Origin of the sequence: Pseudoalteromonas apostichopi, assembly GCF_030297135.1 — a bacterium.
Classification (GTDB): Bacteria; Pseudomonadota; Gammaproteobacteria; order Enterobacterales; family Alteromonadaceae; genus Pseudoalteromonas; species Pseudoalteromonas apostichopi.
Window position 1 is genome coordinate 540,147 of record NZ_AP028066.1, and the last position, 26,376, is coordinate 566,522.

Genomic DNA, 26,376 nt, shown 5'->3' on the forward strand with positions numbered 1-26,376 from the left:
ACTCAATAACTTAAAGACACATCATCATAACGAAATAGTTCTCAACAGAGTAGGGGGATCAGGCATAAAAAAAGCCAGCTCAAGAAGAGCTGGCTCTAACATTACTAAAATTTAGTAACCAAATGGGAAATCAACATAATGCTTATGTAAACTGCAATTTAACAACAAGCATAATAATAGACGCCCTAAAATTTGATTAGTTCAAAAAAACTTTAAAAAAATTTAATTTTTTATCAGCGCAAGCATTTGCTCTTCATCAAATTGAGTAAAACTCATTGATTTTTCAGTAAATAATGCATCAACAAGCGCTTGCTTATGCTGCTGCATTTTAAATACTTTTTGTTCAATTGAGTTAGCCATAATCAATTTATAAACAAACACAGGATTAGTTTGGCCAATTCGATAAGCACGATCTGTCGCTTGTTTCTCAACAGCAGGGTTCCACCAAGGGTCAAAATGAATCACGGTATCTGCTTGAGTCAGGTTTAACCCTGTACCACCGGCTTTTAAACTAATTAAGAACACAGATGTATCACCTTGAGTAAACTCTTCGATAACACGATCGCGTTGTCTTGTTTGCCCTGTTAGCATACTAAAGCTGATGCCAAGCTCATTTAATCGCTCCGCAATCACATCAAGTGCCATGGTGAATTGACTAAATATAATCACCTTTCGGCCTTCACTAAGCATGATAGGTAAATGTTTAGAAAGCCATTCAAGCTTAGCGCTGCCTGCTTGAGATGTTGGATCTATCAATTTGGGGTGACAACAAATTTGTCTTAATTTTAATAATGCATCCAGAAAAGCCAGCTTACTTTTTTGCACACCCTGCTGAGCAAATAGATCGACCAATTTCTGCTCTAATGATTCAGTTATACCGGTATAAATTTCTTTTTGTTTAGTTTCAAATTCAAATTCTTTTACTAGCTCTGTCTTCTCTGGTAACTCTTGAGTAACTTGCGCTTTAGTTCGGCGTAAGATAAATGGCATGATCAATGACTTCAATTCGTCAGCGCGTTGTACATCGTTATCACGCTCAATAGGCGTTTGAAAGTAGCTTTTAAAATGTGTTTGCGAACCAAGTAAAGACGGCATAGCAAAGTCGAGCAAGGATTTAAGCTCAAATAGATTATTTTCAATAGGGGTGCCGCTTAAACACAATTTAAAGTCAGCATTAAGGCGCTTAACCAAACGTGAAACTTGAGCTGCATCATTTTTAATATATTGGGCTTCATCTAAAATGATATTTTCAAAATAAAGCGGCGAATAAAAAGCGATGTCGCGCTTAAGCAGTGGGTAAGTCGTTAAAATACAATCAGCTTGCGACAGCTGTTGTAATTGGTCGCTGCGAGCAGCACCGAATACTGTGGTGATTTTTAAGTTGCTAGCAAACTTATTAATTTCGCTTTGCCAATTACCAACAAGGCTTGTTGGGCAAACAATTAACGTAGGGCCTGCTTGTGGTGATTGCTTGGCGTTAGCTAAAAAGGCGATGACTTGTAAGGTTTTACCTAGTCCCATGTCGTCAGCCAAAATACCACCGAGCTGGTGACGTTTTAAAAAGTTGAGCCAATCAACACCGTGCTGTTGGTACTCACGTAATTGCACACCTTGGTTTAAGCCTTGAATATCGGACTTTTTAATAAGTTGTTGTGAGTCACTTAACTCAGCTAAGTAAGCATCTAGCGCATCGTCAACAATATTCACCTTAATCGCTTTTTGCTCAATAAGCTTTGGCAAAAACGATAGCGGCATTAAGATTTCGTCACGCGTTTTGATATGCTCAAAACGTTCACGATAATCGTTAAGTTGCATCATCGCGACCTTTTCAACTACCGCAAAGCGTTTACCTACAGTAAAATAATAGAAACGCTCACTTTGTCTATTAAGTGACTGATAAATATTATTATCAGTGATAAATAGTTGTTGCGTTTTGACTCCAGAGATCACGATTTTACTAACTATCTGATGTCCTTTACCACGCTCAACTTGCAGTGAAAGCTGTTTTAGAGCTTTGCCGACCTCTAACTCATCATTAATTTTCCAACCACGCTTTAATAAGTTAGGAATAATTTCAAACTTTAGCCAATGCTCATGAATAACTGATTGTTTATTAAAGATAAACTCAGTTTGTAAAGCCCCTTTACATAATTCAAAACCGAGATTGGTTAATTCATTTACAACGGTATTTTCTAATGACTGGTTGAGTATATCCGCTGGAGCTTGGCTTAAATCATACAAGGAGTTTTGATAATTAAACTGCAATGATAAGCGGATTGTACCCTCGTCATTATGAATACTGATGACTGGGAATACAGTTCGAGCTAGGCTTTTTTTACTTTGCTTAAAAGCATGCGGAATAACCCCTTCACCGAAGTTATCATTGAGTTGCTGATAAACACGGTCAAAGTTCTCAGTGTGAATTGCAGGCATATTTGCGAGTAAAGCTATTTCATCAGCTGTTAATGGAGTACGAATACGACCTACTTTTAGTTTTTCTGGATCAAGGTAGGTCGGAGGTGTTGTTTTTAATAATAACCAATTATCTTGGCCTGCTAGCGTCATACTCAATGAGGTTAAGTCTTTATTTTGTTTCCAATCAAACTCTAGAGCTTGCATGCTATCAGCTTTAATAGCTTGGCGTGAACGACCTAAGAACAAACGTTGCGTAGCGATTAATTGCTGTAGTGCAGCAAACCCCCATTGACCTTTAAGCTCTAATTTACCGAGTGCATTTTGTGAGCGTATCCAACTATATAAACGAAAGTCTGACTCTAGTAAATCAGTAGGAGTTACAAAGCTGTTTAATTGCTGCTCTGTAAGATTTCGACCTAGGGTATAATTATGTTCAGGGTCATAATTAGCAATCTTCGGGGTGATAGTTACTATAGATTTCTCTACATCAAGAACAAATAATAAAACCTGTTTGGCATCTTCGTTGGCAATCTGCTTAAGCGTCTTAAGTTCACTAAACCAATCGTTAATGATGTAGTCTTCACCGTAGTCGCCTGAATGTTCAATTTTGAGCTTAAGTAACACGGCGGCAATATGACGACATTTGGTTTTAGATCCGCAAGTGCAGTGTGAATCGACCGAAAATCCACTTGGTAATTTACTGATCTCAATATGCTGAGTGAAGGTATTTCCTTCGTTACCAAACATCGATGCATCAATAACACTAAAGTCACTGTTATGTTCTAACCAGTTGATTTGACCGTTCTGATGATACTCTTTTGCTTTACTTAACACATGTGGCTTAAACAGCTGTTTAATGAAGCGCTCAGACAGGGGAAACTGAGTTTCTTGCTCTTGTTTTATTTCTTCAAAGATAGCTAATAAGTCATTTTTGGATAAGTTAGCAGACATAACGCTTATGGCAGTAAAAACAAAAAATAATTCTGCCAGTATATGATCTATCGACCCAGAGCTAAAGCACTATTGAGCAATATTGGACTGGTTGGAGCTGATAACTTAGTAAAAAACTGCTTTAAAAGAAAATGAAAGTTGAAAATTGACATTCTGAGCATTTAACAAACAACAATCGCACAAGATATAAACAGCTTAATAACAAGGCAGGGGCTTTACAGATCGCTTTTTTACTAAGTAAACAAATTTATGGAGTAAAAAGCCTGTAAAGGGGTTATTAGTTGGTAAAAAACTGATCTGAGAGGCTAATAAGTAGCTATTTTTACATTATTAGATCATTATTTTACTAACAAATGGGAGGTTGGGATCACGCTTTTACTAACAGTAAAAGCGCGATAGATCATTATTTTACTAACTAATTAAAGCTATTTAAAAGTTTAGTTAACTGCTCTAAACGTTTGTCTGTCATCACTTTATTATCGATTTTGACAGATAAATCGCCGCTTTTGATATTGCGCTGTACGCTAACAAACTCACTGTCGATGAGCGCTTCTCGGCGACTTGGCGTTGCAGGCTCAGCTGTTAATAATTTCGTAATTGCAAGAGCACGTTTATCATCGCTACTAATCTGCGCTATTTCAGCATCACTACTCACATCATTTACTAACTTAGTGAATAACTGCTCATCACGTTCTTTGGCACTAATTAGCTTTTTGGCCACTTCACGGCCAACATGGTTAGCAGTAGGATAAAGGCTCAAAACTGTTGCAGGGAGATTCTCATAAGCTTTGATAGCATCAGCAATCGCAGTGTGAGATACCCCCTCAATTGCCGCAATCTCACGATAAGAGCCCTTTTTACCCTCAGCAATAAGTTCATCACGGGTTTGTTGATAAGCTTGACCAAGCTCCCACAGACTTGGGGCAATGTATTGGTCTGATGATACAGCAAGGATTTTAGCATCTTGATCTGTAAAATCTTCAGAGCTTAAAACTAAGTAATCAGAGTTACTCAAAATACATGCTTTACGACGACGAGAGCCTGCTAACACAAGCATTTCGTCACCTTTATCCCAACATAGTGCAGGGTGCTGGTTGCGGCCGTCTTCGGCAATTGCGGGAAGGATATCGGCAACTGACTTTTCATTTAGTAATGATTGTACGCGGCGGTTTTTACCATAGACCTTTGTTCTTGCTTCAATTTCTGAGCTAGGAATAACCTTACACACCAGGGTAATTTGGCGAGTAGGATCGCTAGGTGCTGGCATACTAATAACATCGCCAGCCGATGCCTGTTCAAGCAAAGCATCTAAGCTACTACTTTCAATTGAGGTTGAAAAAGGGTCTAAGCTGGTATCATTTTTACGTTTTTTAGCCATTTTTATTCTTTACCTTACTTAGCTGAATTTAGAGACGACTGTGTTGATTGCCAATTCGAGCGGATCAGCATTTCAAGCTCATCTACTACATCTTTGATATTTTCCTGAGCACGAAGTAAAGACTCACGACTAGCTAAGCTGTCAGAGGTTTTTTGATCAAAAATGGTGTTAAAAGATGATGAACTAGCTGTAATAGCAGAACTATGATTAATTGGATAGCTCATTACTTGGCGACCAAATGCACTACGAACATCTTTAACAATATCTCGTTGTGAGTGGTTACCCTTAACATAGTTAGTTACCAAGAATTGCATAAAATCCCAACCTTGGTGACCAAGTGCTGCAACTGTATGGTAAATCTCACCTAATCGTTTTAAGTATTTATTGTTTGCATCAAAGTCGACAGCTTCAGGATGAACCGGAATAAGCATCGCAGTTGAAGCCATTAATGCATTATAAAACATGAAGTTAAGGGATGGAGCTGTATCAATTAGAATAATGTCAAATTGGTCTTTTACTGGCTCGATAACTTTTTCTAGCAGCTTATGATAGTGACGTGTTTTATCGTAACTAGAGCTATCTTTTAATAAAGTTGCTGTTTCATGCTCAAAGTAAAAGTCATCCATACCTGAAGGTAAAATACGAATATTAGGAATGTGGGTAGGTAAAAAAGAATTACCTACTAGCTCATGCCAGGTTTCATTTTCTTCAAGCTCGATACAATCACGCATCAAGTCACCCACAGTGATCGGGTCTGGCTCACTTGGTGGGAAAAAACTTGACGAAGAGCCTTGTGGATCAAGATCAATAATACCGATTCGATAGCGTTTAATGTTGGTAGTAGCAAGTGCAGCGGCAATATTTACCATGCTTGTTGTTTTACCACAGCCACCTTTTAATGAATTGATAACGATAACTTGTAATTTATCGTCCTCTGTACGGTGATCAGGCTTAATATCCATGATATCGGCCATAGCAAAAATATTTACTAAGGTATATGCATAGTGACCATTTGCACCACGTTTAATGTTAAGTTTATCAAAGTCACCATTATCATGGCGTCGTTTTAAGGTACGATTATTACAGCCTAATAAATCAGCTGCTGCTTTTTGGGTATAAGTTCGAAGTTCTTTTTCTTCAGACTTTAGATGAGCACGATAATGTTGAATACGTCCTTCTAGCGATTTTTCAGCAACTTCTGCTGTCGCTTTTAGTAACCTATAAGTGGCTAGCGCATTATTATTGATAGACATACTTTCTTCCTCAAAGTTATGCTTTAAGTATAATGTCCATTCAAATTGCTGTAAACAAGTATTTAAGACGACATACCTTTTATTTATAAGACATTTAATAAAAAATTGTAACTTTCTTGAAGCTAAGTATAAATAAATAAGATTAATATCGGTTAAATATAAAGGTATATAAGGTTAAGATGCTAAAATATAGAAATATCTGACTGATTTTATTGAATATTTAGTAAAAAGCCAGATCATACTTTTACTTGGTAAAGATCAGATCTCTTATTACTCACAGATCAGCCTAATACTAAGCAAAAAATGAGCATTTGAGTTATGCACAGCTTAGTCACGAGTTTATTCACAAAATCATCGGTATAGATCAATTTTTTACTAACTAAATTATAAAGTTATGCACTGACAAGCTAATCAAATCAAGCAATAAGTTAGTATGGATCTGATCTATAGTTGGTACAGATCAGATCTATGCTAACTTGAAGTCGCTTTATCCACATGGTGTTTTGAAAATGGGATTTATGTCGTGTTAATTTGCTATAAAAAGGCGTTTTGCAGGACATAATTTGAACTGAGTTAGTAAAATCACGACCTATGAACTATAACTTAGTAAAAATCTGATCTGAAAATTAGCAAGTAAGAATTAGTTGGTATAAATCTGATCCAAAGAAATAAATTATGATCGGATCAAGTTTATACTAACTTAAACATTTAACTTTTGAAGTTTTATGTGTTGTTATTAACTGTCGAAGAAAAATTGGAAATAAGAACAATGAGCCGAAAGGTCAACATCTCGGTAGATAACTTACCCGATACTTTACGCGGGCAGATCCACGGGGTGGAAAGTGCGATTGATAATGAAAGTCTTGCACTATTTACAGACAATAAAGATGTGCGCGTTTCAATTGAAAATGCAGCACATGGTTTGAGAGCTTACTCGAACACTTTTAATCATTATGATTTATGGGGACGTTTTGTTCGTTCTGGTCATAAGAAGCTTCCTGTTGAAGAAGCACCAAAGAAAACAATTGTTACTCGAAAAATTTCTGAAAAAGTAGATGGCATTCTTTATGATGGCGAAATTAAAATAACACCTGCAGTGGTAAGTACACGTAAAGACGGTGAAGATGTAGAATACCTTGTTTGGCCATCTGATCGTGAAGAAAAGGTAGAACGTGCCTTAATTCGATTAGCCTCAAAAGGTAAGATTGTAAAAATTAATTTTAAATCGGGAATTCAATACGCGGTTGTTTTTTCGATGAATGAATTAGCGCAAGAATTAAAAGCGGTTGGTCAATCGATGCCGTATCCGCAAATTAAAGAATCATTAGAGGCATTACAAGGTTCTAAACTTTCTTTTAAATATTCAGCGACAGATACCCGTAACTCAGATATTGATGATTCATTTTACGAATCGAACATGAACTTTTTGTCATCACTTCATTTTAGTGGCAAAAAAGGTCAGGGTGGTAACGTGAAATGTGTGGCATGTTTGAACGCATTTGTTCATAACATGATCGACAACCTTGAATATAAAGGTTACTACTTCAATAGTGCTCAAGAATTAAAACGTGGTTTATCTCGTTGGATGATGCTTCGTTTATATCATTTATGGCGCTACGCTGCTCCGGGTAAAACTTACCATTTCCGCCTTTTATCTATCATGGAAAAGTACGGCTCAATTTATTCAACCGACGAAATTACCGAGAATAAATTAAAAGCATTACGTCGTGATATGACAACTACAATGAAAGACTTAATTGAGAAAGGTGCAATTTCTGAATATAACATTACCAATGTTAAAGATGACAAAACCGGTAATATTATTGATTACACTTACGAGATGCATCCGTCTGATCAATTTTGCGATGAGATTCTTACGCTTAATAAGCATAATAAACGAATCGAAATTCAAGGTGGTAAACGTATTGTCGAGAATGCAGTTTTAATCGATGAAGATAAAATTGAAGAAATAGTAGAAGATTAATTTCATTAATAATACATACTATGAAAAAAGGCCACGCATGTGGCCTTTTTAACATAATCAATCTGTTACTTGTTCTAAATAAAGTCTATCTACTAAGAAATCATATTCTCTTTTCCGAGGATGACTCTCCGGTTTTTGGTAATCTGATAATGTACCAAGTTTTACATCTGGTTCTGGGTTTATCAAAATAAATGGGAGAGCTGCACTAACATGATATCGGTTTTGCGCTGTGTATCTTACATTTACTTGTGGACTTACTCTTGTAGGCCTGCGAATTCGTAATTTTTCTTTATCACCCAAACTTGCAACACGACTTTGTTCTTGTGCTACAAGTGCTTGCCAAGAATGTTGGTCGATCATTCTTGGATTTGAATAACCTGCCGACTTTTCTAACATAGCTAACGCCATTTTTTTTGTAAGCGTTTTTGTTGCATGTTTGTGCATCCAGGTAAAACGAACAGAGTAGGGGGACTCAGTTTCAAAATGAATTTTACGATAAGCAGCTAAAGTAATAAGGTTTGGCACTGCGTTGTGAACAGCTTCAAAGCGTGCATCATTATTATCAATTGCTAACACACAGTTTTTAAAATCGGATTTAGCTTTATTTAACTGATTTATTCGTGCGGTAATAAACTGCTTATCGACATCTTTTAGTACTAACAACCCAGGATGCCTTTTTAATACACGGCTACTTAACCCCGTTTTCTTGTAAAAGTCCCCAAAAGAATTAAGAATTTGCTTTTGAGCTTCCTCTCCCTCAAATTTATTAACAGGGATATTAGAAGGAACTTGTTTTTCATCGTTAATATTTATATCTGGCAACTGATAATATGACGCTTTATAAAACCCCATCTGTTTTAATTCTTCACAAAATAAATGGGTTAGCTCACTTACCAAATCAAACTGACTGCGAATTTCTAGCTTTGTACTCATAAGAACACATCTTACATACTCATGTTTCAAGTTTAACCTTTTCTTTTGATAATTTGAAGTTTCCATTATGAATATTGCTGACCTAACTACAAGCACAATTAATGTATGATGTGTTCTTTATTGTATTCCATAGCACGCTTTTATTATTTTTCAATATAGTGCTAGAAAAGTGTATTTATCTAGCGTAAAGCTGAGGTTACATAGATAGTAACTTATGGTAAGATGTGTTCTTCCTTTGTTGTAAAGAGTAAACGCATAAGAATAGTGATAACTATCTGTTTTAAATGGTTTAAACTCTTCGGTTTTAATCATTAATACTTAAAGAATTTATTAAATAACTAAATAATTACAAATACCTGAATATTGTCCTTGAACTTACTACGTGCAATAAGTTAGTTTTCGTTAACGGTCTATGTTAGGAATGAGGAAAGAACATGCAATCGTGGAACCCAGACAGCTGGAGAAAACTGCCGATACTTCAGCAGCCAGAGTACCCAGATCAAGAAGCCCTTAAATCAGTTGAGGGACAATTAAAAAGCGCACCACCTTTAGTATTTGCTGAAGAGACGCGTAGCTTATACAAACAATTAGAAGCTGTATGTGAAGGCAGAGCTTTCTTATTACAAGGTGGTGATTGTGCAGAATCATTTAGTGACTTTAATGCTGCAAACATTCGCGATACATTTAAAACACTTTTACAGATGGCCGTTGTTTTAACTTATGGTGGTAAGTGCCCTGTAGTTAAGATCGCCCGTATGGCTGGTCAGTATGCTAAACCACGTTCGTCAGATTACGAGACAATTGATGGTGTGTCATTACCTTCGTACCGTGGTGATATCATCAATAATTTTGAATTCACAGAGCAAGCTCGAGTACCAGATCCACAGCGTTTAATGACGGCATATCATCACAGTGCAGCAACGTTAAATCTATTACGCGCATTTGCTCAAGGTGGCTTAGCGGATTTACACCAAGTAAACCGTTGGAACATGGGTTTTGTTGCAGCAAACCCACTTAAGGAGAAGTACCAACAGTTAGCGGATAGAATTCAAGATGCACTTGAGTTTATGGAAGTGTGTGGTATTGACTCAACTGTTGCTCCAAGCCTAAAAGAAACAGACTTATTTACATCACACGAAGCCTTATTACTAGGTTACGAAGAGGCACTTACACGCCGTGACCACTTATCAGGTGACTGGTACGATTGTTCTGCACACTTTGTTTGGATTGGTGAGCGTACTCGACAATTAGACCACGCGCATATCGAATTCTTTAAAGGTATTAAAAACCCAATAGGCGTAAAAGTTGGCCCGGGTATGGACCCAGATGAACTTATCAAGCTTATTGATGCAGTTAACCCAGATAACATCCCTGGTCGCTTAACTTTAATCACACGAATGGGTGCTGATGTTCTTCCAGAAAAGTTACCGGCTCTCGTCCGTAAAGTACAACAAGAAGGCCGTAAAGTTATTTGGAGTTCCGATCCAATGCATGGCAATACAGAAAAAGCGAGTTCAGGTTATAAGACACGTAGCTTTAATAATATTCTTCGTGAAATCAGCCAGTTCTTTGCAGTTCACAAGGCCGAAGGTTCTTACCCAGGTGGTGTTCACCTTGAGATGACAGGCCAACATGTAACAGAGTGTACTGGTGGTGCGTATGGATTATCAGATGAAGATTTAGCTCAACGTTACCGTACACAGTGCGACCCACGTTTAAATGCAGATCAAGTATTAGAGCTTGGTTTCTTAGTTGCTGATTTATTAAAAGACGCACGTAAGTAACATCCTAAGTTATCCAAAAAGGCTGCAACGTGCAGCCTTTTTAATGTCCGATACTAAATTAAGTTAGTACTTACGTCTTTCAAGACCTGTATCTGATATAATTTTTGCAGATATTTCTTCAACTGAATGATGTGTTGAATTGAGATATTGAATCTTCTGTTTTTTATAAAGCATTTCTACTTCACGTACTTCAATACGACACTGTTTTAAAGACGCATATTTTGAATTCGCCATACGACGCTGTCGAATATCCGCAAGGCGAACAGGGTCAATAGTTAAACCAAATAGTTTATGTTTGTAAGCCTTTAAACATTCAGGCAAAGTGCCTCTTTCTAAATCATCTTCTGTAAGAGGGTAGTTAGCCGCTTTAATACCATATTGCAATGCTAGGTATAAGCTAGTCGGTGTTTTACCACTTCTGCTTACACCTACTAAAATAATATCTGCTTCTGAGTAGTTTTTAATATTAGCACCATCATCATTAGTCAACGCATAGTTAACTGCGTCAATGCGAAAATCATAACTTTTCTCGTGCATTGAATGAGTTCTATGTACTTTTGGTACAGGTGCAACTTCTAATTCTTGAGAAATTTTATCGCTATATTGTGATAAAAAGTCATAGCAAACCGCACAAGAAGATTTAATTATCTCACTTAGCTCATGATTAACAAAAGTAAAAAATACTAATGGCTGTTCGCCATCACGCTGTGCGGTTGAATTGATCAAGTTCTTAACTTCATTCGCTTTTTTTTCAGTTTCAACGAAAGGAATTGTTTTGTGATTAAAATCCACAGGAAACATTGATAAGGTCGCATGACCAAATACTTCAGAAGTGATTGCTGTTCCATCAGAAATATAAAATGCAGTTCTCATATTTAACCTTTTTATTACCTTTATCTGCAAAATAGGGGCTTCACGGTTTACGTGAGGTCTGTTGCCAGTGTAGAATGACTACGACCTTTTTAGAAGGTTTTCTTTCTTAACTCTCACAGTTAGTACTACAATTTGTTTATGGAGAAAGATCCGTGCAAGAATACGTTCTCTGGTATCAAGAGCTTGGTATGCAAGATGTTCCACGTGTTGGCGGTAAAAACGCTTCACTGGGTGAAATGATCTCAAACCTAGCTAACGCTGGTGTTCAAGTGCCAGGTGGTTTCGCTACAACCGCTGATGCATTCAACGAGTTTCTAGAGCAATCTGGGTTAAACTCAAAAATCCACGACATTTTAGACACATTGGATGTGGATGATGTAAATACACTCGCTAAAGTCGGTGCCGAAATCCGCCAATGGATTATTGATACACCATTCCAACCTAACCTAGACCAAGCCATCCGCGACGCATATAGCCAATTACATGGCGACGCATCACAAGATGTTTCATTTGCAGTTCGCTCATCTGCTACAGCAGAAGACATGCCAGACGCTTCATTCGCAGGACAACAAGAAACGTTTTTAAACGTACGTGGTATTGATGCAGTAATGACTGCCATCAAACACGTGTTTGCCTCACTATTTAATGACCGCGCTATTTCTTACCGTGTACACCAAGGTTATGATCACCGTGGTGTTGCATTATCAGCGGGTATCCAACGCATGGTTCGTTCAGATAAAGCAGCTTCAGGTGTTATGTTCAGTATTGATACTGAATCTGGCTTTGAAGATGTTGTATTTGTAACTTCAAGCTATGGTCTTGGTGAAATGGTTGTACAGGGTGCTGTAAACCCAGATGAATTTTATGTTCACAAACCAACACTTGCTAACGGTAAACCTGCTGTAGTTCGCCGTAATATTGGTTCAAAAGCAATCCAAATGATTTACTCTGCGGATGAATCACACGGTAAGCAAGTTGAAATTGTTGATGTAGATTCTTCGCTTTCAAACAAATTCTCAATCACAGATGCTGAAGTTCAAGAACTTGCAAAGCAAGCTGTGATCATTGAAAAACACTACGGTCGTCCAATGGACATCGAGTGGGCAAAAGACGGTAACGACGGTAAGCTTTACATCGTTCAAGCGCGTCCAGAAACAGTTCGTTCAAACGAAGACGCTAACGTAATGGAGCGTTTCCAATTAAATGGTACAAGCACAGTTGTTGCTGAAGGCCGTGCAATTGGCCATAAAATTGGTTCAGGTACAGTTCGCGTACTAGATTCAATTGACGAAATGGACAAAGTACAACAAGGTGACATTCTAGTTACTGACATGACTGACCCAGACTGGGAGCCAATCATGAAACGTGCCGCTGCGATTGTTACAAACCGTGGTGGCCGTACTTGTCACGCAGCGATCATTGCTCGTGAATTAGGTATTCCTGCTGTTGTTGGTTGTGGTAATGCAACTGATTTAATTAAAGCAGGCCAAGATGTAACAGTATCGTGTGCCGAAGGTGATACAGGTTACATCTACGAAGGTATTTTAGATTACGAAGTACTTACTTCACGCGTTGATGAAATGCCAGAATTGCCAATGAAAGTTATGATGAACGTGGGTAACCCTGATCGTGCATTTGACTTTGCACGTTTACCGCATGCTGGTGTTGGTCTTGCTCGTGTTGAATTCGTAATCAACCGTATGATTGGTGTTCACCCTAAAGCGCTTCTTAATTTTGATGCGCAATCTGATGAGCTTAAAGCTGAAATTTCAGAAATGATGGCTGGTTATGAATCGCCAGTTGAATTCTATATTTCTAAGCTTGTTGAAGGTATTGCAACACTAGGTTGTGCGTTTGCACCAGAGCGTGTAATTGTTCGTATGTCTGACTTCAAGTCAAACGAATATGCGAACCTTGTTGGCGGCCAGCAATATGAGCCGGAAGAAGAAAACCCAATGATTGGTTTCCGTGGTGCAGCACGTTATATCTCTGAAGATTTCCGTGACTGTTTCGCGCTAGAGTGTGAAGCGATTAAACGTGTTCGTAACGAAATGGGTATGACTAATATCGAAATCATGATCCCATTTGTTCGTACACTTGAAGAAGGTAAACGCGTTATTGAACTACTTGAAGAACATGGCCTTAAACGTGGCGAAAATGGTCTTAAAGTAATCATGATGTGTGAATTACCATCAAACGCTTTACTAGCAGATGAGTTCTTAGAGTATTTCGATGGTTTCTCTATCGGTTCAAACGATTTAACTCAGTTAACATTAGGTCTTGACCGTGATTCTGGTTTAATTGCACATCTATTTGATGAGCGTAACCCTGCAATCAAGAAACTATTATCAATGGCAATTCAAACTGCTAAAGCAAAAGGCAAATACGTAGGTATATGTGGTCAAGGTCCTTCAGATCATGAAGATTTTGCAGCTTGGTTAGTTGAGCAGGGTATTGATTCTGTCTCTCTAAACCCTGATACAGTATTAGAAACTTGGTTATATCTTGCTAAGAAATTAGCAGACTAAGTACTTTATTTATCTAAAATAAAGATTCTAATATAAAAAATGCCAGCATTTAGCTGGCATTTTTGTTACTCAATTAGAAATCAGCGAGCAAGTTTTTTATCTATATAAGCACATGACTTAGTAAGTGCCTTTTGGCACAAGGCTAAATAATCACGCGCTTTAGGATAATAAAAAGATAAACAGAAAAGTCCGGCAATAAAAAAGATCAGCGACGGTCCGGGAATAATAACAAAAACTAATCCCAATAACATGCATAAAGCACCTAAACTGATTAATGCAATTTTTTTCATCTGTCTATCTCATTTGCTGCTTTATTACACAGTATAAAAGCATTACTCCCGAAATCGATAAAAAGAGTGTTACAAACTGTAAAATCTTCAATTTATCTTAGCTATTAGCATGATATAATTTGCAAAATGCCTTAATTTATCACCGTCATGATAGCAACAATAAGCCAACAACAAGCTGCCACAGAACTCGTATCTAATTACTTAGAAACAATTAAAAAACAAGGTTTTAGTGGTGATACCGATGCAAGCTTTTCTACACGTTTAAGTTTATCGACCGATAACAGCGTTTATCAACAAGTACCTCAAGGTGTCATCTTTCCAAAGTCAGCAAAAGACATACAACTTGCTATGCAAATTGCGTCACGTGATCCGTTTTTATCACTGACTTTTGGTCCACGTGGTGGTGGTACGGGTACTAATGGCCAATCGCTAACGCCAGGAATAGTTGTTGATTTATCTCGCTATATGCGTGAAATCTTAGAAATCAATGTCGAAGAAAACTGGGTGCGCGTTCAAACTGGTGTAATAAAAGACCAATTAAATGACTTTTTACGTCCTTACGGTTTTTTCTTTGCACCTGATCTGTCAACTAGTAACCGAGCAACAATTGGTGGAATGATAAATACAGACGCCTCAGGTCAAGGCTCTTTAGTTTATGGCAAAACAAGTGATCATGTTTTAGGCCTTACTACTTATCTTGTTGATGGAACAGAAATGTCTACAACACCTATGAGCGTTGAAAAAGCAAAAATAATTGCTGAACAAAACACAACCATAGGTAAATTATATAAAACAGTTATCGATATTGGCCTTGAGAACCGTGATGCTATTTTAGAAAAGTTCCCGCGTTTAAACCGCTTTCTTACCGGCTACGATTTAGAACATATTTTTTCTGATGATTTACAAACCTTTGATATGAGCCGATTAATTACTGGCTCTGAAGGATCATTAGGTATTGTAACTGAAGCAAAACTAAACATTACACCAATTGCAGAATTTAAGACTTTAATTAACATTAAATATGATAGCTTTGACTCTGCTCTGCGTCATTCACCATTCTTAGTTGCAGCAAATGCAACTTCTGTAGAAACTGTCGACAGTAAAGTACTTAACCTTGCTCGTGAAGATATTATTTGGCACTCAGTATCGGACTTAATAACCGATGTTGAAAACAGAGAAATGCAAGGACTCAACATGGTTGAGTTTAATGCTGTTTCACCTGAAGATATTAAAGATAAAGTAGATACTCTTTGCAAGTTACTTGATGAATGTGTTGAAAAACAAACTAATGGGGTGATCGGTTATCAGTTAACGAATGACAAAGCTGATATTTTAAAAATTTATGCAATGCGTAAAAAATCAGTAGGCCTTTTAGGTAATGTAAAAGGCAGTCAAAAACCGTTAGCTTTTGCTGAAGATACTGCGGTTCCACCAGAAAACTTAGCCGATTTTATAGTCGAGTTTCGTGAACTTCTCGATAAACACAACCTACAATATGGTATGTTCGGCCATGTTGATGCTGGCGTATTACATGTTCGACCAGCTCTTGATATGTGCGACCCTGAACAAGAAAAATTACTTCGACATATTTCAGATGAAGTCGTTAAACTTACTGCCAAATATGGCGGCTTAATGTGGGGTGAGCATGGCAAAGGGTATCGTAGTGAATATGGCCCTGAATTTTTTGGCGAACATTTATTTACACAATTAAGAAAAATTAAAGCGGCATTTGATCCAAATAATAGAGTAAATCCAGGTAAAATCTGTACTCCACTTGAAAGTAAAGACTCACTAGTTTCTGTTGATGATCAAAAGCGAGCTTGGTTCGACAAAGAAATTTCTATCGATGTTAAAACAGAATTTAATAACGCTATGACCTGTAACGGTAATGGCCTGTGTTTTAACTATGACGAAAAATCACCAATGTGCCCATCTTATAAAGTTACTGGTGACCGCCGTTATTCACCAAAAGGGCGCGCAAGTTTAATGCGTGAATGGCTACGACTTCAAGAGTCAGAAAATATTGATTTGCTCAATGTTGAAAAAGAATTGATCAATGGCGAAGTCATCACTTGGTGGGAGCGCTATCAACATAGTCGTGATAAGAAAAAGGGCGTTTATGATTTCTCTCACGAGGTGAAAGAATCTATGGACGAATGTTTAGCTTGTAAAGCATGTACCACTGCATGCCCAATCAAAGTGGATGTTCCAACATTTCGTTCAAGGTTTTTAAATTTCTATCACAGTTATTATGCACGACCAGCTAAGGATTACTTAGTTGCGGGTATCGAGCAAACTGCACCTGTTATGGCAAAATTTGCTAAAGTTGTTAACCCAATAGTAAACACTAAACTTGTTTCTGGGTTAATCAAAAATACGATTGGTTATGTTGATACGCCCAGTTTAAGCGTCCCGCAACTTTCAAAACGTATTTCAAAAGAGCAGCATTTCAATTTTGAATTACTTAATTCGCTTTCAAAAGAAGAGCAAGCCGAATATGTACTGATAGTACAAGATCCATTTACTAGTTTTTATGAAGCCGAATTAGTCGAAAGCTTTATTAAAGTAATTAAAGCGTTAGGCAAAAAACCAATGCTATTACCTTTTAAACCAAATGGTAAAGCACAGCATGTGAAAGGGTTTTTAAATGAATTTAGAACAACAGCAAAAAATGCTGCTGAGTTTTTAAATTCACTGAGTGAAATCAATGCACCATTAGTTGGACTCGATGCTTCTTTGGTTATGTGTTACCGAGATGAATATGTATCAATCTTAAAAGAAGACCGTGGTGATTTTAAAGTTGAACTTGCCCATGAATGGCTTCAAACGCAAAACTTCAAACAAGTTTCACTTACCACTAATAAGACTTCGCCATTTAAGCTGTTAAGTCATTGTACTGAAACAACAGCAATGCCAAATGCGTCTAAAGTTTGGCAAACTATTTTTGCTGACCTGAATTTACAATTAGACACAACAAGTACTGGTTGTTGCGGAATGGCAGGAACCTATGGCCACGAAAAACAGAACCAAGAAAATTCACGCGCACTTTATGAAATGAGTTGGCAACCAATTGTTGCCGACAATGAACCTGAAACAATTTTAGCAACAGGGTTCTCATGTCGCAGCCAAGTAAAGCGCTATGAAAAATTCAAACCAAAACATCCATTACAATTAATTGCTGAGCTACTTTAAAAATTAAAGTGCTATTAAATTCATTAAAAAAATAAAGGCGCTTAACGCGCCTTTATTTTTGGTAACTTTTTGCAATTGGCTTGGTACTCATGCCATGAATAAATACACTAAATAAAATTGTCGTTAATGTCACTGTAGCAATTTGTTCTTTGTTCACAATTGCTGTGTCCATAACCATTAAAGTAAAAACAATAGACGCTAAACCTCGAGGACCAAACCAAGCAAAAGTAAATTTGTCTTTGAAATTTAAATTAGTGAATATAAGCGAAATTAAAACTGGCACAATTCTAAAAATCGTTACGCTTAGTAAGGCATAAAATACAATTGGCCATGTAATATCATTCACAATTAAGTGCCCACAAACAAAACCGAATAAACACCAAATAAGTAGTGCAACAAATTCAGCGATATGTTCAGAGTCTTTAACTAATGTTGAACGAATTTTTTTAGGTGCTAAGTAATCAAATAATAGTCCCGCTACAAAAACGGCAATAAAACCACTACCATGAAAATTTTGTGTTAAAGAGAAAATAGCCATTACCAAGCCAATTAATAAAAATGGGCTGCTGTTATTTGCAAAATAATGACGTGCTAATGCAATTTTTAAAAGAGGTATAAACACAGCCATAGACACGCCGGCAATAACGAGTGCGACTCCTAATTCTCGACCAAAAACGAGTAGGGTATCAATCGTTGTTACTGCACTCTCTGGATTTTGTGCTAATAAAAGTAGAACTAAGAATATTGGTACGCAAAGTCCATCGTTCAAACCACTCTCAGTATTTATACCTTCGCGAACATTTTCAGGTACAGATGTGGATTCTAAAATGCCTTTACTAAGAGCTGCATCAGTCGGCGTTAAAATAATAGCAATCAAAGCAGATTGAAAAAGTGATAACTCAGAAAAGAAAAACAACGCACCTGCAACACCTAATAGTAATGTCATTGGCAAAGCTACAAAAAGTAAAAGACTAGGATATTGATAACTATGTTTTAATACTGCCAGTTTTGATTTTGCTGCATCGGTAAATAAAAAAATACTTAGAGTTAATTCAACTAAAGGTAATATTTCACTGAGTCCCGCTTCACCTAATTTGAACTCACTAGGCAAAAAGTAAGACATAGCGATGCCAACTAGAACAAAAAACATTGGCCCGGTTATTTCTGTTCGTTCTAACTGACGAATTGTCAGTGAGTAAAATAACAAAGCTAAACCAACTAATGCGAGTATAGTATATTCCATTAAACTTTCCTTTTAATTCCAGACTTTGCGCGTTCTTTTATATTTGTTTGAATATAAATTTGATCAGTCGTAGCAATTTTTGCATGACCTAAATCTTCCGATAAGTGTTTAAGCGGTCTTGTTTGAGCATCATGGGTTGCACCTGTATGCCTTAACCAGTGAGCCGTTGCTGCTTCAAGTTGTTCCGCATCGTCTTTAAAACCATCATCTAATAATGATTGTTTTGCTAAATCAAAACTTTGCTGTACTAACCGACGAATTTGTCGAACAGTCATACCACCTTTACCACGAATTTTGTGTACTAATGGTTCGGCTTCATCAACACGGGGGAGGGCAGGTAAGCCTCGGTATAATCTGTAACGTTTTAGGTAAGTGATAAAATCTTCACTTAAAGTGACATCACGTAATTTATTACCTTTACCCATAATTCTTAAAAACCAAAAGCCATCATTGTCTTGCCAAAAATGTGACATCACCGGCGACCACTGTGGTCTTTCAGATAACTCAGAAATACGTAAATACAAACCTTTCAAACAAGCTAGTGTAAATAAATTTCTTTCTAAATCAGGCTGTTGCTCACATAGGTCACGTGTTACACCAAACACATACTCCCATTGAATGTCACTCAGTGTATCTGGAATCTTAATTTGTGATTGCACTACTAAATATGGACTATTCTTTTTAACTACCGGTACAAAATTAGCAAACGTTTTTTCTTCTAAAATCGCAAATTTATAAAATACATTTAGCGCAGTAAACATAGCTGCTAGTGTTTGTTGGCTTGCTATATTTTCTTTATTAATGAAAGGGCGCCAATTTTTATTAAGCTTTCTTATACCTTGTTCATCTTTATAACGCCATTGCACTGAGTTTGATAACCAAGCTGAATCTGGCTCAACCATAAAATCAACATATGCTTCTATGTCTTCGCGTTTTAGTTCAAAAACCGATTTTTCAGCAATCAACCATGACCATAAACAAAATCGCTCAAGTTCATTTCGAAAGCGATTAAAAGTTGCTTCTGATTTTCGACCATACACATATAAAAATTGATAAACAAAAGATAAGTCACTTTTTGATTCAGCAACTGTCAATCCAACTTGTTGTATAAAGTTATCAAGTTCAGGATATTCTATTGCAAGAGTATCATCTTCTAGATGGGCAATTTGGTATCGCAGTTGTTTAAGTGTATCAACGAGAGCAACGAGCATAATAATGAAAAATCTTGTAAAATAACTAGTTATAAGACTACCATAAAGTCCGATACTGTCTAGTATTGGACTTAAGATATCTTAAATATTTGCAACAGTTAATCATTAATTAGATTGCCATACTAATATTCAAGGAATATGTATGAAAAAGTATATCGTTATTAGTTTAGTTTTAATGACCACAATTTTAACCGGTTGCGCCACAACAGGTAGTGCGTCCCCTAATGAAAAACGTGCTTTAGTGCAAAGTATGAAAAATAACACATTGAGTGAATTGTACGCACAAAAGCCAGATGTTAAACAACAAATTGCTAACTCTGCTGGTTATGCCGTTTTTGATAATGCCAATGTTAACGTTGTTTTAGCCAGTTTTGGTGGCGGTTATGGTGTCGTTAAAAATAACCTAACTGGTAAATCAACTTATATGAATATGGGTGAAGCTGGTTTGGGGCTCGGTTTAGGTGTAAAAGACTTTAATGTAGTAATGGTTTTTCATAACCAAGCAGCAGTAAATCGCTTTATTGAACATGGTTGGGCATTCGGTGGAAATGCTGATGCAGCAGCAAAATATGAAGAAAAAGGTGGTGCTTTAGTTGCCGAAGCAATTGCAGACCAAGTTACGGTTTATTCTTTAACCGAAAATGGACTTGCTCTTCAAGCAGTACTCAAAGGCACTAAGTTTTGGGTGGATTCTGAACTAAATTAACCTTTCAAAAACCCTTCTAAAAGTGGGCTAGTTAGCAACTTAACTCCCACTTTTAATTATTTTAACCTATTTAACATAACGTAATTTATGAGCTATCCGCTATTACGCAAAAGCGTCCTCAGTTGGAGCGTTTGCTAGTCCTGCAACAAGTGTTAGCGCTACACATGCCGCACTAATCTTTTTTACAATATCCGACCAGATCTTACCTTCTTCCTTCGATTTTGATTTTTCGATAGCAAGTTTTAGTAAAGCTTCTTTTTGATCCATACCAACAGCATTTGCCATTGCGATGCACTGGTTCGCAGTTAAATGACGATTACCTTTTTTAATTTGAGACATATTACCTGAGTTAAATTCAGTGAAATCTGAAATAACTTGTTTGTCCTGAGTGTAACCTTTAACTTCTTTATATTTTTCAATTAGTTCGTAACTAAAATTCATAGCGTTCTCCTCACTTACTTAATTATAACTGTCATTCTTGATAAATAAAAAGTTGACGACTGTCAAAACTGAATGCTAGATTTACCAACATTCAAGATTGACAGTTTGTCATTTTAACAAGGAATACGGATATGAGTTTTACTAAATTACATGATCTAAACCAAACCTTATCTCAATATTTACTCGATACATTCTCAATCGATATTCCTGACCCAGTTACTCTAACTATTTTTTTCGGCCTGTACTTGTTTGTAATTATTGCTGCTCTTTTGGCTATAAACGAAACACTTAAAGATTCATATATGGATAGTAAGGATTAGATAATGACCGCACTATCATCTAACCAATACGCTCAAGTATTCCCGTTAAATGCTGCAATGAATTTAACGGCCAATTTGCACCCTGCAAACACGGCAAAAGACGTTTTCGAAAACTTATCGAAACCAATGAAAGAACGTTTTTTCGACTATCAGACTTGGCGAAATCGTATCTTTGAACGTCATTCTAACCTTGCTCACATGTTGAGTACGGGCTACTTTTTAGCTGAAAAATTCGGCAATTTAGCCGATGCAAACGCCCGTTTAAAGCGTGCTGATGAAGCGTTAAAACTTGGAAATGTGAAGTTCGGACACATTAATTTATCCGTTTCTGATGATGAACTTTGCGATATTGCAGAGCAAAAAGCTCGCTATTGCGAGCTTAAAATCGCTAAAAATGGTCATAACTTGCATGTGTTTGCACAATTAAAAGAATTGGCAAATTCATTTAATATCGATGCACCGGTTCTCGTTTCACCTTACTGTTCAACCTTATCAGCAACATCATTAGTTGGGGCACTTAACCGTTTTGCAGACCCTATTTGGTGGCGTAGAAAATTACGCAAAATCCAAGCTGTAACCATTGAACAATTAGCACGTGATTTAAGACTCGTTCATAAAAAAGCAAGTGCCTATGTCTCACAACCCACTATCCAAAACCGCCGTGATAGAAAACGTAAATCAGAACAAATCATGTCTGATTTATTTGTTGTTCCGAATGAATCAAATCCATTTGAAGAATTTGAAACACTGCAATCTATCATTGAACGTTCTCATACATCGGGTAAACAACAAGCTGCCGAACTCATGGTTCGTATTCGTGGTTTTGAAGAACTAGCAGACATGCATGGCCATCGTGGTGAGTTTTATACTTTATCAGCGCCGAGTCGTTTTCATTCAGTACACCATACAGGTATACCGAACAAAAAATATAACGGCTCAACACCCCAAGAAGCACAAGAATACTTTAACGATATTTGGAAACGTGCCCGCGCCCTATTCGCTAAGCAAGATTTAAGACCTTACGGTTTTAGAGTTGTAGAACCACATCATGACGGCTGCCCACACTGGCACATGCTTTTATTCATGGAAAAAGGTGATGCAACTCAGGTACGTAACATACTCAGAAAGCTTTGCACCCAAGATACACCCGATGAATTCAAATCAAAAACAACCCGCTTTAAAGCAATAGCCATAAACAAAAACAAAGGCTCTGCGGCTGGTTACATTGCGAAATACATTACTAAAGCTGTTACGGGTGATTGCATCGATAAAGTCACTTGCTCACAAGCGGGTGAAATTAACGTACTACCCGCTGATGCTGCCGAACGTGCATCAACATGGGCAAGCACTTTTAACATTAGACGCTTTCAACAAATCGGTGGTCCATCTGTCAGTTTATGGCGTGAACTTAGACGATTAGGCCAAGGCGAACAAGGCAAATGCGAGGTTGCAAACGCAATGAAAACCACACTAGATACAGTTTCAAAATATGCCTTAGAAAAGGTTCGTCAAGCTGCTGATTCATCTGACTGGAAAGCGTTTTGTTTGGCAATGGGCGGCGTACAGGTTAAACGTAAAGACCAAACGTTAAGACTCCATTACCAGATACCAGACATTGTTGACCAAATTACAGGCGAGATTAGTCGAAGCGAAACCCAATCGCCCTACTTTGCCACTAAATATGGCGACCAACCAGCAAACCGTATTTTGGGTGTTGCATGGGATGCTGTTGTTGTTATCACTCGTCGCGGTACGTCACAGATTTTGACTGAAACAGACATTAAGGCTCAGCGCAAAATCATGATAGGCGTATCAGAGCAGATTCAAGGCTGGCATGACGATGGCCGTTTATTCGAGCCTACTAAAGAAGAAATGCAATTCTTAGAAGCCTGTGTTTTAGAGGACTACCAAAGCATGTGTTTGTTCATGGATTACGAAGCACTGGCAGGCAACATTATGAGCGATGAAATCGCGAACTTGGACTTGTGTCATTAACTGTAACTTTTAATTTATCGACCACTCATTAAGGAAACTAGCTATGAATATTGAAGGCGCAATCACGGATTTAGTACCAATCAATCGTACTGACGATAAAGGTGCACCACTCCCAACAACCGCAGAGTTTAAGCTTCACACGAAGAACCCTGCACAAATTCTGTCTGTAAAAGTCTCTGCCGACCAATACACAGACGGCACTTACAAGTTGTTAGAGCAATTACAATCAGACCCGAATGGCTGGGGCTTAAAACCTGTTTTACTCAATATCGAGTATTACGAAGGTGCAAACGTCGCTCGCCAGATGGACTGGAAAGGTTTCCGCTTACACAGTCTACCAACTGAAAGTAAGCCTAAGTAATTTTCGGTATGCCGCAGATTTACCCATTAATAAAGGATCTCATTATGGATTATCAAACACTCATTGTTACAGCCATTATGCTTGGTTCATTTTATGCGGGGTTCATCAGTGGAAACCGTTAGCAGTATTGACCCACTACTCGCCAAGATTATTGGGTCAGCAATTCTTTGTTGGTTTGCAGGTTTTGGAGCTGGCAAAGTTTATCACTTCGTGGCGGAAATATTCAAAAAAGCGTCACGTTCACATTAAATGTTAGAAGGAATATTCCTATGAAAAATGTAAAAGCTGTTGTGATAACAACTTTCGTTACTGCTGGTGCTGCACTTAGCTCTAGCGCTCATGCTGCATTAGATGCTGCCCAAGTAACAGCAATTCAAACCGAAGTATTGGGTGATGTATCTACCGCAGTTGGTGCTGGTTTCGCAGTGCTTGCTGTATCACTAGCATCATCAATCGGTTTCTCTCTTGTTGGTCGCTTTATCTCTAAAGGCGCTAACGGGGGCTAACCTCTCCTAAATTGGTGGGGCTTGTCTCCACCTTTCCCAACTTTAAAAAGGCGCAACGATGCGATTACTAATATTTATATTGGCGCTTACAAGCGCTTTTTTTTCCTTCGCTAATAATGGCGATTTACCATATGACCCAAATGATTTAAGAGCACCTGACTCACAGCCTTTTTATTATTTTGAGTGTCAAGGTGGTAATAATAATAAACTTGAGATTGCTTCTGAGTTCAATGATATTAAAGTATGCCAACCTTATTGGACAACATACATTCAAAGATCTATTGATGCTCATCTTTCATCAGGTTTCTATTCTTCCGCAGGTGATATAACTTGGACTTCTTCTAACAAATGGACTTATGATTTTATACCTTGCCGTTATGGAGATTGCGATACCTTTGGTACAGATCCATCACAAAATTCAAACGGTCAAAGTAACGGACGTTATCTAAGAACTGAGTGGCAACATACTTGTCCACCTGAACAATATCCTGAATATCAATTCCCAGTAATGAAAGACCCTCAGCCTACTGACCCAGAGACTGCACCTATGCAATGCGCTAAGTTGCTAGATGGTACAGACCCTGACCCAGAACCCGACCCAGATGCAGACCCCGATTGCCCTGCACCAACTGACAATGACCCTTTTGTCTTTGGTACAGGTCAACAACAAACCATCTGCTTTGATAATCCCGATGGTTCTCAATGTTCAATAGAAACCGATGAAAATGGTAATTTTTACATGCCTGTATCTTATGGTTCTCAAGAACCTGTTGCCTGTACTGAAGTAGACCCAACTGAACCAGACCCAACTGACCCAGACCCAACTGACCCAGACCCGACTGACCCAGACCCGACTGACCCAGACCCAACTGACCCAGACCCAAATGACCCAGATAAAACTCCAGACCCTGACCCAATGCCAGACCCTGACCCGACTGACGGCTCTGCATCTACAGACTTATTACCAGCTATGAATAAGGTCAATACTAACTTAGATGCTATCAACTCCAATATGAATAATGGCTTCGAATCAAACAATGATCGTCTTGATAGGATTGCTAAAGAAATACAAACATCTAATAAATTGGCAAATGAACATGTCTATGAATCTAAAGCAATTAAAGACGCAATTATTGGAGCAAATGAGATAACGCTTGGCATTTTGCAAGATATGAAAAATGGTGTTGATTCAATTGGTACTGCTATAGGCAAAACAAATTCACTTGTAACTGAAGGTAATGAAAAATTAGACAAAATATCAGATGGTATTAATTCAACCTTTGAAGAAGGTACATGTATTGGAGATTTATGCTCACTGGATTTATCTAAGGAGTTAGATGAATTTGATAAATCTTTTGGTGACTTTGTAAATGATGAAAAAGACCAAAAAGTGCCAAGAGAATTTGAGGCATACCTTAACCGTTTAGATTCTTATGTTTCATCTGCATTTAGTGGGTTTACAGGCCAATGCGTTCCTTTTGATATTCGAGTCTCTATCCGTAATGTTGAACGAGTTATCAGTGTTGGGGAGCATTGCCCTTACTACGAAGATTATTTTAAACCTGTTATTGAATGGTTTCTTTATGTAATGACCTTTGTTTCAGTATTAAACATTACATCTCAATCATTTAGAGCGTTTTCAACTGTTTAGGAGTTTATTATGCCTGGTCCTTTGGCAATTGTAGCTATTCCCGCAATTTTAACGGCGATAGCTACAGGCATAGCAGAGTTAATTAAATTCTTAGTTCGTCGCTATACAGCAAGAACATTAATAGCGGGTATTTTTTTAGCTGCTTACTCTGGCGCGATGCTTATTTTCATTAATTCTGCTAACTCCCAGTTTGCAATTTTGTTGTCCTCACTGCCAACAAATTCATTTTCTCAAGCTGGGTTATCACTTATACCTAATAACGCAATTACATGCGCTTCTATTGTTGTCGGCGCTAAAGTTGCGCAAATGACGCTTTACTTTGCTTTTGGCGTATTGCGTACAAAAATGAAGGCTCAATAAT

Annotated in this window: 20 protein-coding genes; 11 read left to right on the plus strand and 9 right to left on the minus strand. The window is 37.6% G+C overall.

Annotated elements, in window-relative coordinates:
- Positions 1 to 222: 222 nt before the first annotated feature.
- The 3 genes from QUE86_RS18445 to QUE86_RS18455 form a co-directional block, all read right to left on the minus strand.
- Entirely contained in the window at positions 223 to 3,366 is a 3,144-nt protein-coding gene (locus QUE86_RS18445; RefSeq protein WP_286260512.1) for a DEAD/DEAH box helicase, read from the minus strand.
- Between the two features lie 415 nt (positions 3,367 to 3,781).
- Positions 3,782 to 4,744 (minus strand): transcriptional regulator, encoded by a 963-nt coding sequence (locus QUE86_RS18450; protein WP_167657301.1) that lies wholly within the window; start codon positions 4,742 to 4,744, stop codon positions 3,782 to 3,784.
- A 14-nt stretch (positions 4,745 to 4,758) separates the two neighbouring features.
- Positions 4,759 to 5,997 carry an AAA family ATPase gene (locus QUE86_RS18455; protein ID WP_167657300.1) on the minus strand — a complete coding sequence of 413 codons (1,239 nt, stop codon included), beginning with the start codon at positions 5,995 to 5,997 and terminating at the stop codon, positions 4,759 to 4,761.
- A gap of 769 nt (positions 5,998 to 6,766) precedes the next feature.
- On the opposite strand from QUE86_RS18455, the gene QUE86_RS18460 reads away from it, so the two are divergent.
- Positions 6,767 to 7,981 carry a hypothetical protein gene (locus QUE86_RS18460; RefSeq protein WP_054563104.1) on the plus strand — a complete coding sequence of 405 codons (1,215 nt, stop codon included), beginning with the start codon at positions 6,767 to 6,769 and terminating at the stop codon, positions 7,979 to 7,981.
- A gap of 57 nt (positions 7,982 to 8,038) precedes the next feature.
- On the opposite strand, the gene QUE86_RS18465 is transcribed toward QUE86_RS18460, so the two are convergent.
- The gene (locus QUE86_RS18465; protein ID WP_130052366.1) at positions 8,039 to 8,914 is read right to left on the minus strand and encodes a DNA replication terminus site-binding protein; all 876 of its coding nucleotides are present in this window, start codon (positions 8,912 to 8,914) and stop codon (positions 8,039 to 8,041) included.
- A 434-nt stretch (positions 8,915 to 9,348) separates the two neighbouring features.
- On the opposite strand from QUE86_RS18465, the gene QUE86_RS18470 reads away from it, so the two are divergent.
- Positions 9,349 to 10,698: a class II 3-deoxy-7-phosphoheptulonate synthase gene (locus QUE86_RS18470; RefSeq protein WP_054563102.1), complete on the plus strand. Its 1,350-nt coding sequence runs from the start codon at positions 9,349 to 9,351 to the stop codon at positions 10,696 to 10,698.
- Positions 10,699 to 10,761: 63 nt separating this feature from the next.
- On the opposite strand, the gene ppsR is transcribed toward QUE86_RS18470, so the two are convergent.
- Entirely contained in the window at positions 10,762 to 11,571 is an 810-nt protein-coding gene (gene ppsR, locus QUE86_RS18475) for a posphoenolpyruvate synthetase regulatory kinase/phosphorylase PpsR (protein ID WP_130052367.1), read from the minus strand.
- A 152-nt stretch (positions 11,572 to 11,723) separates the two neighbouring features.
- On the opposite strand from ppsR, the gene ppsA reads away from it, so the two are divergent.
- A complete protein-coding gene (gene ppsA / locus QUE86_RS18480) occupies positions 11,724 to 14,099 on the plus strand; it encodes a phosphoenolpyruvate synthase (RefSeq protein ID WP_138617233.1) in 2,376 nt (791 codons plus the stop codon).
- Between the two features lie 80 nt (positions 14,100 to 14,179).
- Here ppsA and QUE86_RS18485 read toward each other — a convergent pair whose 3' ends face one another.
- On the minus strand, positions 14,180 to 14,389 hold the full coding sequence (locus QUE86_RS18485; RefSeq protein ID WP_130052369.1) for a PGPGW domain-containing protein: 210 nt from the start codon (positions 14,387 to 14,389) through the stop codon (positions 14,180 to 14,182).
- Positions 14,390 to 14,536: 147 nt separating this feature from the next.
- Between QUE86_RS18485 and ydiJ the strand changes: the two genes are divergently transcribed.
- Positions 14,537 to 17,581, plus strand: coding sequence for a D-2-hydroxyglutarate dehydrogenase YdiJ (ydiJ, locus tag QUE86_RS18490; RefSeq protein ID WP_130052370.1), 3,045 nt, complete (start codon positions 14,537 to 14,539; stop codon positions 17,579 to 17,581).
- 52 nt (positions 17,582 to 17,633) lie between these two features.
- Here ydiJ and QUE86_RS18495 read toward each other — a convergent pair whose 3' ends face one another.
- Both QUE86_RS18495 and QUE86_RS18500 read right to left on the minus strand, forming a co-directional pair.
- Complete coding sequence (locus tag QUE86_RS18495) at positions 17,634 to 18,824, minus strand: cation:proton antiporter (RefSeq protein WP_130052371.1); 1,191 nt, start codon at positions 18,822 to 18,824, stop codon at positions 17,634 to 17,636.
- A complete protein-coding gene (locus QUE86_RS18500) occupies positions 18,824 to 20,035 on the minus strand; it encodes a tyrosine-type recombinase/integrase (RefSeq protein WP_167657296.1) in 1,212 nt (403 codons plus the stop codon). Before QUE86_RS18500 ends, QUE86_RS18495 begins: the two co-directional genes overlap by 1 nt.
- 142 nt (positions 20,036 to 20,177) lie before the next feature.
- Between QUE86_RS18500 and QUE86_RS18505 the strand changes: the two genes are divergently transcribed.
- Positions 20,178 to 20,741 carry a lipid-binding SYLF domain-containing protein gene (locus QUE86_RS18505; RefSeq protein WP_130052373.1) on the plus strand — a complete coding sequence of 188 codons (564 nt, stop codon included), beginning with the start codon at positions 20,178 to 20,180 and terminating at the stop codon, positions 20,739 to 20,741.
- Positions 20,742 to 20,843: 102 nt separating this feature from the next.
- Here the strand turns inward: QUE86_RS18505 and QUE86_RS18510 are convergent, their stop codons facing one another.
- The gene (locus QUE86_RS18510) at positions 20,844 to 21,182 is read right to left on the minus strand and encodes a DUF3693 domain-containing protein (protein WP_054554905.1); all 339 of its coding nucleotides are present in this window, start codon (positions 21,180 to 21,182) and stop codon (positions 20,844 to 20,846) included.
- Between the two features lie 131 nt (positions 21,183 to 21,313).
- On the opposite strand from QUE86_RS18510, the gene QUE86_RS18515 reads away from it, so the two are divergent.
- The 6 genes from QUE86_RS18515 to QUE86_RS18540 all read left to right on the plus strand — a co-directional run bounded on the left by QUE86_RS18515 (position 21,314) and on the right by QUE86_RS18540 (position 26,375).
- Positions 21,314 to 21,502 (plus strand): hypothetical protein, encoded by a 189-nt coding sequence (locus QUE86_RS18515; RefSeq protein WP_286260513.1) that lies wholly within the window; start codon positions 21,314 to 21,316, stop codon positions 21,500 to 21,502.
- Positions 21,503 to 21,505: 3 nt separating this feature from the next.
- Positions 21,506 to 23,497: a replication endonuclease gene (locus QUE86_RS18520; RefSeq protein ID WP_286260514.1), complete on the plus strand. Its 1,992-nt coding sequence runs from the start codon at positions 21,506 to 21,508 to the stop codon at positions 23,495 to 23,497.
- Positions 23,498 to 23,540: 43 nt separating this feature from the next.
- Positions 23,541 to 23,858, plus strand: coding sequence for a hypothetical protein (locus tag QUE86_RS18525; RefSeq protein WP_286260515.1), 318 nt, complete (start codon positions 23,541 to 23,543; stop codon positions 23,856 to 23,858).
- 269 nt (positions 23,859 to 24,127) lie between these two features.
- Entirely contained in the window at positions 24,128 to 24,364 is a 237-nt protein-coding gene (locus QUE86_RS18530) for a hypothetical protein (protein WP_235377399.1), read from the plus strand.
- Positions 24,365 to 24,422: 58 nt separating this feature from the next.
- A complete protein-coding gene (locus QUE86_RS20080) occupies positions 24,423 to 26,015 on the plus strand; it encodes a hypothetical protein (RefSeq protein WP_286260516.1) in 1,593 nt (530 codons plus the stop codon).
- Between the two features lie 9 nt (positions 26,016 to 26,024).
- On the plus strand, positions 26,025 to 26,375 hold the full coding sequence (locus tag QUE86_RS18540) for a hypothetical protein (RefSeq protein ID WP_286260517.1): 351 nt from the start codon (positions 26,025 to 26,027) through the stop codon (positions 26,373 to 26,375).
- Position 26,376: the final 1 nt, after the last annotated feature.